Consider the following 12,349-nt stretch of genomic DNA (forward strand, 5'->3'; position numbering starts at 1 on the left):
TTCTTTATTTTTTAAATGATGTTAATACATAACGGGTATATTGATATGAGGGCTGTACTACAATTCGACCATTTCGACAATCATCTTTATAAACGATCTGGCAAACTTTCACGGCAAATGGTACAATACTTAAGAATGTATAAGTCATATTGAAACATTCAAGCAGATTCACTCACTTCGATAGCCCTGTTTCTATATCGGACGGGAGCATTGGAGAGTATGACGGAATGCAATTGACATACTTTATACAATATGAGGAGGCAAACCATGACTGACCAGAATCAAGCGATTCAAAAGGATGAAAACTCCACCATTGACAATTTGTCCATCACAACGATCCGTACGTTGGCAATTGATGCCATCGAGAAAGCGAATTCGGGACACCCTGGTATGCCGATGGGCTCCGCGCCAATGGGCTACCAACTTTTTGCTAAAACAATGAACCATAACCCAAATCACCCAACATGGGTGAACCGTGACCGTTTTGTACTGTCTGCAGGACACGGTTCTATGTTGCTATACAGCCTTCTTCACCTGAGCGGATATGATCTACCTATGGAAGAGCTGAAGCAATTCCGTCAATGGGGCAGCCTTACACCGGGTCACCCTGAGTTTGGACACACTGCTGGTGTAGATGCTACAACTGGACCTCTGGGACAAGGCTTGGCAATGTCCGTAGGTATGGCTATGGCAGAAGCACAACTGGGTGCAACATATAATAAAGATGACTTTAAAGTTGTGGATCACTTCACATATGCTATTTGCGGCGATGGCGATCTAATGGAAGGTATTTCGCATGAAGCCGCTTCGTTGGCTGGTCGCCTTCAACTGGGTAAGCTGATCGTATTGTTCGATTCCAATGATATTACACTGGATGGCAAGCTTAATCTGTCCTCTTCCGAAAGTGTTGCCAAACGCTTTGAAGCATACAACTGGCAAGTGCTGCGCGTAGAAGATGGAAATGATCTTCCAGCGATCCAAAAAGCAATTGAAGAAGCACAAGCCGATTCGACACGTCCTACATTGATTGAAGTAAAAACAGTCATTGGTTACGGAAGCCCGAACAAACAAGGTAAAGGCGGACACGGTGGTACTCATGGTTCCCCGCTGGGATCAGAAGAAGCTAAACTGACTAAAGAATTCTACAAATGGGTATACGAAGAGGATTTCCATGTACCACAAGAGGTTCGCGAGCACTTTGCTAAAGTAAAAGAGCGCGGTATCGCAGCTAACAAAGCATGGGATGAACAATTTGCGAAATACAAAGCGGCTCACCCTGATTTGGCGGCTCAGTTTGAAACTGCTGTAAACGGCGATCTTCCAGAAGGTTGGGATCGTGACCTTCCGAAATACTCTACAGAAGACAAAGCGGTTTCAACTCGTGTAGCTTCTGGTAATGCACTGAATGGATTGGCTCCAAACGTTCCTTTCCTGACAGGCGGATCTGCTGACTTGGAAAGCTCCACAATGACACACTTGAACAACCTGACGAACTTTACGCCAGAAGACTACGCTGGCCGTAATATTTACTTCGGTATCCGCGAGTTCGGTATGGCTGCTGCGATGAACGGTATGGCGTTGCACCAAGGCGTAAAAGTATTCGGTGGTACATTCTTCGTATTTACAGATTATCTGCGTCCAGCCGTTCGTCTGGCAGCTCTGATGGGATTGCCTGTAACCTACGTTCTGACTCACGACAGTATTGCTGTTGGTGAAGATGGCCCGACTCATGAGCCGATCGAACAATTGGCTTCTCTGCGTATTATCCCGAACCTGACGGTCATTCGTCCGGCTGATGGTAATGAAACTTCTGCTGCTTGGGCTTACACGCTGGAAAACAAGAAAAACCCGGTTGCACTGGTATTGACTCGTCAAAACCTGCCAATCCTGGCTGCTACTGCTGAGCATGCACGCGAAGGTATCAAACGCGGTGCTTATGTGGTTGCAGATGCAGCAGACGGCAAACCGGTTGCTCAAATTCTGGCTACAGGCTCCGAAGTACAACTGGCTGTTAAAGCACAGGAAGCACTGGCAGAAGAAGGTATTCAAGTACGCGTTATCAGCTTCCCAAGCTGGGATCTGTTCGAAAAACAAGACAAAGCTTACAAAGATTCCGTTCTGCTGCCTGAAGTTAAAGCTCGTTTGGCTGTAGAAATGGCGTATCCACTGGGATGGGAAAAATATGTTGGCGACCAAGGCGACATTCTCGGTATCAGCACATTTGGCGCATCCGCACCTGGTGACCGTGTAATTAAGGAATACGGCTTTACAGTAGAGAATGTTGTTAGCCGTGTCAAAGCATTGTTGAAATAAAACATTGGAGCATCAGTAATTAGGAAGAGTTTGTCCATAAAGCAATGATCGTGTATTGCTGGCAAACGAATTACCTGCTGTGGCAATCCATGTATCACAAACAGTCGTAACCTGAGTAAGGCTTACGGCTGTTTGTTTCATACATTTGTTTTTTGCGATAAAATGTCTTTGAATTATCAGTGGATAGAGTACGCAGATACAGTGTGTATTTTCATACTGAAGCTGGAATCCAAATTATGTTATGATGCACCATATTCATTCACCATTGAGAGCAGATGAGGGGATAACGAATGACACAGTTCGATGGAGTAAGCGTAGTTAAAAAAGCAAATGTTTATTACGATGGTCAGGTTACAAGCCGCACAGTTATCCTAGGTGATGGTAGTAAGGTAACACTGGGGATTATGTTGCCGGGAACATACGAGTTCGGTACGGATTCCCGTGAGATCATGGAGATTTTGGCAGGGGACCTGAGAGTGATGCTTCCAGGTACTGAGGAATGGCTGGAAATACATGGCACATCGACCTTCCATGTACCTGCGAAGTCTTCCTTCAAGCTGGAAGTACGAAGTGTAACGGATTATTGCTGTTCTTATCCGGAATAATGAGCTGAAAAGGGTAAGAGCACTCAAGTTACAAGCCGAGTGTTCTTACCCTAAAGCTGTGTTATAAATACAAACACACAGCAGCATGGTTATAAAGAAAAGTACAGCTTACTCAAGAGGCTGACCACCAATGGTGCGGCCAATCCATGCTTCGTATGTCTTTACAACAGCAGATAGATCCTCGTCGCCATAGCCTTGTGTTTGTCCGGCTTGAAACAAGCTTTTGGCAATGGACAACATAGGCGTAGGGATGGACAGGCTGTCTGTTAGTGAGGCAGCGAGCTTCAAATCCTTGAGCATCAGGGCAAGTGAGAATTGGTTGCTAAAATCATGCTCGATGATTTTGCGCCCTTTCAGGTCAGCGGCCTTGCTACCTGCCGATCCGAGCTGTACCAATTCTAGGAAGCTGTCTGCTGGAATGCCGGATTTAGCTGCGATGGCAAAGCCTTCAGCCAGAGCGAGGTTATTTATACCGACCATCGTATTGTGAGCGAGCTTGGCCACGGCCCCGCTACTATTTGGTCCCATATGGAGCACCTTTTTGCCCAAGGTATCAAAAACATCTGATTGTGCCGCAATCGTTTCTGCATGACCGCCGACCATGAACACGAGTGTTCCATCTACAGCGGCAGGCTTGCTGCCTGTTACGGGGGCATCAATGAAGGAGCAGCCCAGCTTGTCCGCTTCGACGGCCAATTGTTTGACCAGCTCAGGTGAAATTGTGCTGTTGTCCATCACGGTCATACCAGCCGTAAGACCAGCAAACACACCGTCCTGACCGTAATACACGTCACGTATTGATTGATCATCGCTGACCATGGTAATGACCAGGTGCTGCCCTTCGGCCGCTTCACGAGGGGTCGAAGCTGCACGTGCGCCTTGCTCTACCAAGGGCTCGCAGCGCGAAGCGGTACGATTATAAACTGTGACTCCGAATCCCTGCTTTAGCAGATTGGATGCCATCGGGGCGCCCATCGTGCCCAGTCCGATAAATCCGATGTTTTTCATTGCTAATCACCTTTCTTGTTGGAAGTTGCCGTCCGATGCAGATGCGAGTTCGGCTTGAATTGAATATTGAAACAGATTGCTCTCAGTTCATTGTAGCATGGGCATGCTACCCTATCTACAGCAGGGTCTGTCGAGGCACAGGACACACAGGTAACGCAAGCTTGTCAGGCTCAGCAAATTAAAGTATCCTATTCCTAAGTCCTTATGTTCGTATTCATGGTCTTAGTAATACCAAACAGGAGGTTCCAAACATGTCTAAAAAAGTTATTTTTGATTACACTAAAGCGCTCTCCTTTGTAGGGCAGCACGAAATTGATTATTTTGCAGAGCCCATCAAGTTGGCTCATGAGCAACTGCACAATCAAACAGGTGTAGGTTCCGATTTCTTGGGTTGGATTGACCTGCCTACCAATTATGATAAAGAAGAATTTGCGCGCATCCAAAAGGCTGCTGCTAAAATTCAAAGCGATTCCGAGGTATTGATTGTAATCGGTATTGGCGGTTCTTACCTTGGAGCACGTGCTGCGATTGAAATGCTGTCGCATTCTTTCTACAATGCGCTGCCTAAAGACCAACGCAAGGGTCCAGCTATCTATTTTGCAGGCAACAACATCAGCTCTACATATGTGAATCATCTGTTGGAACTGATTGAAGGAAAAGACTTCTCTGTGAATGTCATCTCCAAATCAGGTACAACAACCGAGCCAGCTATCGCTTTCCGCGTATTCCGTGCGGCTCTGGAGAAAAAATATGGTAAAGAAGAAGCGCGCAAACGTATTTACGCTACAACGGATAAAGAACGTGGCGCTCTGAAAAAGCTCGCTAACGAGGAAGGCTATGAATCCTTCATTATTCCTGATGATGTGGGTGGCCGTTACTCCGTGCTGACAGCAGTAGGCTTGTTGCCGATTGCTACAGCAGGCATCAACATCGAAGAAATGATGCAAGGTGCAGCAGACGCTTCCAAAGAATACAGCAACCCGAATGTAGCTGAGAACGAGGCTTACCAATATGCAGCCGTTCGTAACGCTTTGTACCGCAAAGGTAAAGCAATTGAAATTCTCGTAAACTATGAGCCGTCTTTGCATTTCGTATCCGAGTGGTGGAAACAGCTGTACGGAGAAAGCGAAGGCAAGGATTATAAAGGTATTTATCCAGCTTCTGTTGACTTCTCGACAGATCTTCACTCTATGGGACAATTCATTCAGGAAGGCAGCCGTAACATTTTCGAAACGGTAATCCAAGTAGAAAATGTACCTAGTCACATCACCATCGAAGCAGATGAGGATGATCTGGATGGACTGAATTTCCTGGCAGGCAAAACAGTGGATTTTGTAAACAAAAAAGCATTCCAAGGTACATTGCTGGCTCACACAGACGGACAAGTACCAAACCTGATTGTAAATATTCCTGACTTGAGCCCTTACTCCTTTGGCTACCTTGCTTATTTCTTCGAAAAGGCTTGCGGTATCAGCGGCTACCTGTTGGGCGTAAATCCGTTCGATCAACCGGGGGTAGAAGCTTACAAAAAGAACATGTTTGCGCTGCTCGGCAAACCGGGCTTCGAAAAAGAAAAAGCTGAGCTTGAAGCTAGATTGTCTGAATAAGGGAACTATAATTTCTAATTCGAAACAGGCTTTCGGTCTGAAGCGTTATAGTGTATAGCATCAATTAAGTACAGGAAAGCAGTTCGCCAGCTGCCAGAAGCGGGGAACTGCTTTCTTGTAAAATGAAGTAAGGAAGGTTATACGTGTATGTTGGAACAATACCGAACCGTACGCGGTGCCGGCAACAAGGAAATTGTAATCCGAAAATCCCGTTTTATCGGCCATATTCAGCCTGTTCAAACTGAGGAAGAAGCAGTTGCTTTTATAGAGCGCATCAAAAAAGAGCATTGGAATGCTACCCATAATTGTTCGGCCTATATGATTGGGGAAAGAGACGAAATCCAAAAGCAATCGGATGACGGAGAACCGAGCGGGACGGCGGGTAAGCCCATTTTGGAGGTCATCCGCAATCAGAAACTGAAAAATGTCGCTATTGTGGTTACCCGTTACTTTGGCGGAATTTTGCTGGGAGCAGGCGGACTGATTCGCGCGTACTCAGATGGTGCTGTTGCAGCTATCGAGGCAGGGGATGCGATTACACGTGTGCTGCATCGTGAAGTTTTTGTGGAATTGGATTATACTTGGTTGGGCAAAGTGGAAAATGAATTACGTAATCGCAGCATCCGTACCGGAGAAACGATGTTTACGGATAAAGTTACCTTAACCTGTCTGCCGCTGGCTGGTGATGCGGAATCCTTCTGCAACTGGATAACCGACTTGACACAGGGACAATCGCTTGTGTCGGAGGGAGAGCAGCTTTACTTTATTGAAGGGGAATAAATAATATGGCTAGAAGAGCAGTAGAACAGGAGTTGTCAAGAGGGCGGATTCTGGAAGCGGCCAGGCACTTGTTTATCACCAAGGGCTACCGTGCGATTTCAATGCGCAGCATTGGCCAGCATCTGGGTTACAGTCATGGTTCGTTATACTATCATTTTAAAGAGAAGGCTGAACTGTTCTACGCCATTGTGATTGAAGATTTCAATACATTGCGAGGGATTCTACTGCAAGCAGCAACAGGCACGCCTGATGATGGCTTGAGCAGATTGGAGTACCTGATGCTGGAATATATCCGTTTTGGCTTGGAAAATCCATATCAGTACGAAATTATGTTCATGATGCACGATGAAGAACTATTTGCATACTGTCGGACAGAGCAAAACCGTTGTGTGGAATTATTTGCGTCTATGATTCGCCAGGAATTGAATGGTCAGGGACATTCGGAGGAAGAATGCTCAAGAGTACCGAAAAGTCTGTTTTTATCCATGCATGGCTTTGTGTCATTTTATATTCAGGACGGTTTAACATTTGAAGAGATCAGGCCCGCTGCTTTAGCACATGTAAAGCTGCTGTGCAGACACCTATGAGCGTACCTGCATTCATACGCTTCAGCCATGAACATGTAGGGCGCTTTTTTGGGTGTTTGCACTTCATGACGGTGACTTATCATTACGGTACTTTGCGAAAGCGACTAAGAATTTAACAGACGATGATGTATCCAGAGGGAGAACATCATCGTCTGTTTTTTTGCATGCCTCCGTCAGCCCTTCATAATTTTCACATGGTATTGGCGTCTGCGTGGGCCGTCGAATTCACAAAAATAAAGACCCTGCCATCGTCCAAGCAACAGCTTTCCATCATGGATGATAACTGTTTGTGATGGGCCTGTTGTAATGGATTTTAGGTGGGACGCCGTATTTCCCTCCATATGACGATATTGGGGATGTTCCCAGGGATAAACCTCATCCAGCCTTAAAATGACATCATGTTTGACATCTGGGTCGGCATTTTCATTAATGGCGATGCCGGCTGTCGTGTGGGGACAATAAATTAGAGCTGTTCCTTGCTGCACCCCGCTTTTTTCGATGAGTGCTGCAATCTCACGTGTAATATCACGCATTTCATCTCGCCGTGTAGTGGATAATTCAAAAGTATGCAACATAAATCCATCTCCTTTCTATGTATTACTTTACCCTTTTCATTCTTAAGATAATATATAGAGTTGACGAAAATTACTTTCCTTTGATAAAGTATCACATAAGAAAAACAAAGTAAGTTTATTGGAATAATTGAATGTTTTCAAATGAGGTGCGTGCTTTGCGATAAGCAAGGCTGCTGCTGTTCCTGAACTGGTCCAGAAGCGGAAAGGAAGTGTACGGATATGCATGTGGAAGTAAGAGGATTAAACAAGCATTTCGGTAATTTTCATGCGGTAAAGGACGTATCTTTTGATATTCAGACGGGTCATCTTATTGGTTTGCTCGGTCCAAGTGGCGGGGGGAAAACCTCCATTCTTCGCATTTTGGCGGGGCTGGAGCAACCGGATGCAGGAGAGATCCGCTTTCACGGAAAAAGGGTAAACGAGCTGACACCACAGGAGCGTGGAATCGGATTTGTATTTCAAAACTATGCTTTGTTCAAGCATATGAGCGTGTACGACAATATTGCCTTTGGTTTGAAAGTGAAAAAAAGCTCCAAAGCCCGCATCAAGGAAAGGGTCACTGAGCTGGTCGAACTCACGGGGCTCAAAGGCTTTGAGCATCGTTATCCGCATCAGTTGTCAGGTGGACAGCGACAGCGGGTTGCTTTTGCGCGTGCTTTGGCACCGGAGCCTCAACTACTGCTGCTGGATGAGCCATTTGCGGCTATTGACGCCAAGATTCGTCAGGAGCTGCGCACCTGGTTGCGAGAGTTGATTGAGCGGGTAGGTATTACCTCCATTTTCGTCACCCATGATCAGGACGAGGCGATTGAAGTAGCGGATGAGATTATGGTGATTAATCAAGGACGGCTGGAGCAGAAGGGAACGCCTTGGGATATTTATAAAAAACCGGGGACTCCGTTTGTAGCTTCCTTTATTGGGGAATCCACGGTGATTGAACAGGCGAGTAGTCTCAAGGGCTTTGAGGAAGCTGCCGGAGTGGGAACACGTGCCTTGATTCGTCCGGAGTACATTGATGTCGGACCGAGTGAGGAATTTGCGCTCCTGTCGGCAACCGAGGAAGGCATTGTGAAGCATTTACATTTTCGTGGGAGTGAATGGATGGTTGAAGTCCAGGTCGGGGATCAGCGTCTCATGACATACCGTTCATTGGAAAAGTCTACGCTGGAACCTGGTCAGCAGGTGCGAGTGTTGGTGCATCGGGCCTATCTATATAATGAAGAGTCTAGCTGGATGGTGGAAAATCGCCTGAAGGAAGACCCCATGCCTATTATCATTTGAAAATAAAAAGATCACATATAAGGGGGGTGTCTGGCCTGTTTTACGGCTTTGGACATGCTCCTTTTGTCGTTGGTCGCTGGGGTGATTTACGCAGGCTTGATATGTTCGTTATAATAGGAGTAAAAACACCCAGATAGATAGGAGTTAAATCATGAATCGGCTTATTTTTCTTGGCACAGGGGATGCAATGGGGGTTCCGCGTGTATATTGTGATTGTCTTGTGTGCACAGAGGCCCGCACGATAGGAACGAATGTAAGGTTGAGATCGTCTGTGCTGATCGAAAGCGAGACAGAGGATTTTATGATTGATTGTGGCCCCGACTGGCGTAGACAGTTAGAATTGCGCAGTTTGCGTTTTATCCCTACGATCCTCGTGACACATGCACATTTTGATCATATTGGAGGATTGCCAGAATGGGCGGATGCCTGTCGCTGGACCGGTAATAGAGGGCGCTTGTTCGCTCCACAGGAAGTGATCGACACGATCTTACGTCAATTTTCCTGGCTTCCTGGAAACCTGGATCTTATTCCAGTAGATCAGGGAGTCCAACTTGGCGGGTGGAACATCCGAGGATGGCGTGTGAATCACGGGAAGAATGGATATGCTTACGCATATCGTTTAGAAAAAGACGGCTTCTCATGGGCCTACTGTTCGGATTCGATTGGACTGAATGAGGCGGAAATTTTACCTTTACATAATCTGAACTTACTCGTGCTGGGGACGAGCTTTTACCATGAGGAAGCGGAGTATACCACCCGCTCGGTATATGACATGCTGGAGGCTCAGGAACTTGTAGGAAGACTGAAGCCCGGAAGCACGGTATTTACACATATGTCCCATGATGTGGATATCACACACAACTACGGGCTGCTGGAAGGGATCAGTTTGGCACATACAGGTATGAGTTTACCGTTAGAATAACGATGGTTTTACCTTTACATCGTTCGACTGATGCGTAGAAGTGTGGAGATCCCTTCTTTAATTTGCAGCTCATTGGCGTAAGAATAGGACAACCGTATATGCGTTTTACCCTCTGCACCGACGGGATCAAATACATTGCCTGGGACAAAGGAAACGGACTCTTGTATACTTTTGGCAAGCAGCTCATTAGGTTGTATCGTAGAAGGTAGCTGGAGCCACAGGTTGAGTCCTCCCGCCGGGCTGGTCCATGTCCAGCCGGAATCGCGGAGACTGGTCTCCATCGTTTCCTTACGAATCTGGAGCGCAATACATAGCTTTTTAATATGCTGCTGCATACGTGGGGATTGAAAGTATTGTAAAAACAGCTTTTGATTCAGCAGCGGCGATCCGTTGTCCACTAGCGCTTTGACGCTCAGTAGACTGTCCATGAGCTGAGGCCTACAGGTTACGGCTGCGATTCGCAGACCGGGTGCGACATATTTGCTGTAGCTGCGAATATAGACGACGCTCCCCGAGATATCATAGGAGAAAATCGGAGAAGGCGGCTTTTGCCCAAAGCTGATATCATAGGTGCTGTCATCCTCGACAATAAGACAGCCGTAGCGCTCGGCCAGTTCGGGCAGACGTTTGCGCTGCTCATCGGGGATCGTAAAGCCGGTCGGATTGTGAAAGGTCGGATTCACATAAAAGAGACGCGGTTTTTCCGTTTTCAGGCACCATTCAATCTGATCCATATCATAACCTTCTGGCCGTATATCAGTTACAGTTAGGCGGGCGCCTTGTCTACGGAATATTTCCATGGCGGGACCATAGACCGGACGTTCGATTAATACACGGTCTCCTGTACGGATCAGAGATCGGGAAACCAAATCGATGGCTTGCTGTGCGCCGGAGGTAATCAGTACTTCGTCCGTTGATACTGCAAAATGCTTATCTGTGCTAAAATGCTGCGCCATGGCATCACGAAGCTCAGCGTCTCCTTGTACAGAAGAATAGGTAGCTGCGATTTTTGGATGCTTTTCAAACACCTGCATCATTAATTCTCTCCAGTATCGGTTAGGCAGGAGAGAGGGATCAATCAGGGCCTTGGAAAATTGGAAGTCTGCGTTCACGGCATGAACCTGGGTGAGTCCATCCAGCCCCCTCCAGACGGAAACAGACGGATCGTCTGCCATGTAAGTGGATTCCGATTGGAAGATCCGCTTTGTGGATGATCGTTCCGAATAGGCAGTACATATTCCCAATTCTGCTGCATGGGAAGCATGAGCGTAATATCCCGATTTATCTTTTACATAGATGCGTCCTTGTTGCTTTAACTCCTGATATGCCCGGAATACGGTTAACCGATGCACACCCAGCTCCTGAGCCAGACTTCGCACCGACGGCAATTTAACGTCTGCTGGCCAGTCCCCGCGCTCAATCCGCACATTTACGTAATGGACGACCTGCTCATACAGCTTTAAGCTCGGATCGGCCGAGTTATTTTCTGTTGAAAACAATAATTCGCTGTTAACCTTGCCCATGCTGTCCACGCTCCTTTGTGTGTATTGTACTATACAGCACTTCAAAAACGTATACAACTGTTCTGTGGTTGCCCATCTGTTCTGTCTGTCTCCTTGTATGCTTGTGAATAACAGAAGGGAGAGAGAAGTGTCATGATTGGTATCGCCTTTACAGTTATGTGTCTTATTTTTGGCACCACATTTTTGGCTATCAAAGTGGGAGTGGAAGCCGGACTTCCGCCGTTTCTATCGGCAGGTGCACGTTTTATGGCAGCAGGGGCGATCTTGTTTATTGCGATGAGGCTGTCGGGAAAGGTTCGGTGGTCGTTATTATGGCGTAAGGAAATGCTGCTGATTGGGACGGGAACGACCTTCGGCACATTCTCAACACTGTATTGGGCAGAGCAATATGTCAGCTCGGGGATCGGCGCTATTTTGTCAGCCACCGGACCGATGATGATTGTGCTGATGCAGTCTGCAATACTGCGGCAAAAAACGACGAGAATTACGCTCATGGGCTGTATGATCAGCTTTCTCGGGGTCGTGCTGGTGGTATTGCCCGGCTTAGCGGTTCAAATCAGCGGCCTGTGGTTGGCAGGTTGCATAGCCATTTTGCTGGGTGAGCTATGCTATTCGGGTGGAGCCCTGTATTCCAAGCGAGTCATGGATGCATTTCGTGATACGAATCCGATTGCCTTAAATGCAGCTCAAATGTTCCATGGTGGTTGGATGCTGCTAGTACTGTCGGCTTTCACTGAGCCTTGGAATTCTGAGGGATGGAATCTGCTGCCTGCCATGGGCTCTCTGTTTTATTTGATCCTGTTTGGCTCCATGATTGCGCAAACACTATTTTACTGGCTTATGGCGCGTACGAATCCATTGTTTCCGACCACATGGCTCTATATTTCACCACCGATTGCTGTAGGCCTGGGTGCTTTTTTATATGGTGAACATGTAAGCTGGTGGATGCTGGCAGGGGTGCTGCTCATTGTGACCGGGTTGATGTGTATGAATAACGGAATCATCCGTCTAGTGAACAGACGCAAAGTACGCTCTGCTGCCTGATATTTCGAAGTTGTTAGAATATGATGTAATATGATAGAAAAAGCCTCCAAACTGCCGTATATTACTAAACATGCGGCGTTTGGAGGCTTTGTTGTTGTAATACT

The 12,349-nt window shown here is 46.8% G+C and carries 11 protein-coding genes; 8 read left to right on the plus strand and 3 right to left on the minus strand.

The features are described 5' to 3' along the window. The first annotated feature begins 267 nt into the window (after nucleotides 1-267). Nucleotides 268-2,313, plus strand: a complete 2,046-nt coding sequence (gene tkt / locus ACH59B_RS06765) for a transketolase (RefSeq protein ID WP_016820674.1) — start codon at nucleotides 268-270, stop codon at nucleotides 2,311-2,313. 290 nt (nucleotides 2,314-2,603) lie between these two features. Beyond that, nucleotides 2,604-2,918: a pyrimidine/purine nucleoside phosphorylase gene (locus tag ACH59B_RS06770; RefSeq protein WP_016820673.1), complete on the plus strand. Its 315-nt coding sequence runs from the start codon at nucleotides 2,604-2,606 to the stop codon at nucleotides 2,916-2,918. Nucleotides 2,919-3,026: 108 nt separating this feature from the next. Here the strand turns inward: ACH59B_RS06770 and ACH59B_RS06775 are convergent, their stop codons facing one another. Next, nucleotides 3,027-3,926: an NAD(P)-dependent oxidoreductase gene (locus ACH59B_RS06775; RefSeq protein ID WP_044785816.1), complete on the minus strand. Its 900-nt coding sequence runs from the start codon at nucleotides 3,924-3,926 to the stop codon at nucleotides 3,027-3,029. Between the two features lie 251 nt (nucleotides 3,927-4,177). On the opposite strand from ACH59B_RS06775, the gene ACH59B_RS06780 reads away from it, so the two are divergent. From ACH59B_RS06780 to ACH59B_RS06790, 3 genes are all read left to right on the plus strand, one after another. Continuing rightward, the gene (locus ACH59B_RS06780; protein WP_013369975.1) at nucleotides 4,178-5,533 is read left to right on the plus strand and encodes a glucose-6-phosphate isomerase; all 1,356 of its coding nucleotides are present in this window, start codon (nucleotides 4,178-4,180) and stop codon (nucleotides 5,531-5,533) included. 147 nt (nucleotides 5,534-5,680) lie between these two features. Continuing rightward, a complete protein-coding gene (locus tag ACH59B_RS06785) occupies nucleotides 5,681-6,313 on the plus strand; it encodes a YigZ family protein (protein WP_013369976.1) in 633 nt (210 codons plus the stop codon). Nucleotides 6,314-6,318: 5 nt separating this feature from the next. After that, the gene (locus ACH59B_RS06790; RefSeq protein WP_016820670.1) at nucleotides 6,319-6,900 is read left to right on the plus strand and encodes a TetR/AcrR family transcriptional regulator; all 582 of its coding nucleotides are present in this window, start codon (nucleotides 6,319-6,321) and stop codon (nucleotides 6,898-6,900) included. Between the two features lie 173 nt (nucleotides 6,901-7,073). Here the strand turns inward: ACH59B_RS06790 and ACH59B_RS06795 are convergent, their stop codons facing one another. After that, complete coding sequence (locus ACH59B_RS06795) at nucleotides 7,074-7,475, minus strand: secondary thiamine-phosphate synthase enzyme YjbQ (RefSeq protein WP_031463130.1); 402 nt, start codon at nucleotides 7,473-7,475, stop codon at nucleotides 7,074-7,076. 219 nt (nucleotides 7,476-7,694) lie between these two features. On the opposite strand from ACH59B_RS06795, the gene ACH59B_RS06800 reads away from it, so the two are divergent. Next, nucleotides 7,695-8,756, plus strand: coding sequence for a sulfate/molybdate ABC transporter ATP-binding protein (locus ACH59B_RS06800; RefSeq protein ID WP_017426561.1), 1,062 nt, complete (start codon nucleotides 7,695-7,697; stop codon nucleotides 8,754-8,756). Between the two features lie 151 nt (nucleotides 8,757-8,907). Then, nucleotides 8,908-9,678, plus strand: a complete 771-nt coding sequence (locus ACH59B_RS06805; protein WP_016820668.1) for an MBL fold metallo-hydrolase — start codon at nucleotides 8,908-8,910, stop codon at nucleotides 9,676-9,678. Between the two features lie 14 nt (nucleotides 9,679-9,692). Here the strand turns inward: ACH59B_RS06805 and ACH59B_RS06810 are convergent, their stop codons facing one another. Next, nucleotides 9,693-11,201, minus strand: coding sequence for a PLP-dependent aminotransferase family protein (locus ACH59B_RS06810; protein WP_126666670.1), 1,509 nt, complete (start codon nucleotides 11,199-11,201; stop codon nucleotides 9,693-9,695). A 132-nt stretch (nucleotides 11,202-11,333) separates the two neighbouring features. Here ACH59B_RS06810 and ACH59B_RS06815 point away from each other — a divergent pair, with 132 nt between their 5' ends. Next, nucleotides 11,334-12,245, plus strand: coding sequence for a DMT family transporter (locus ACH59B_RS06815; RefSeq protein WP_126666669.1), 912 nt, complete (start codon nucleotides 11,334-11,336; stop codon nucleotides 12,243-12,245). Nucleotides 12,246-12,349 lie beyond the last annotated feature (104 nt).

It is taken from the genome of Paenibacillus sp. DP01 (assembly GCF_044784315.1).
Classification (GTDB): domain Bacteria; phylum Bacillota; class Bacilli; order Paenibacillales; family Paenibacillaceae; genus Paenibacillus; species Paenibacillus polymyxa.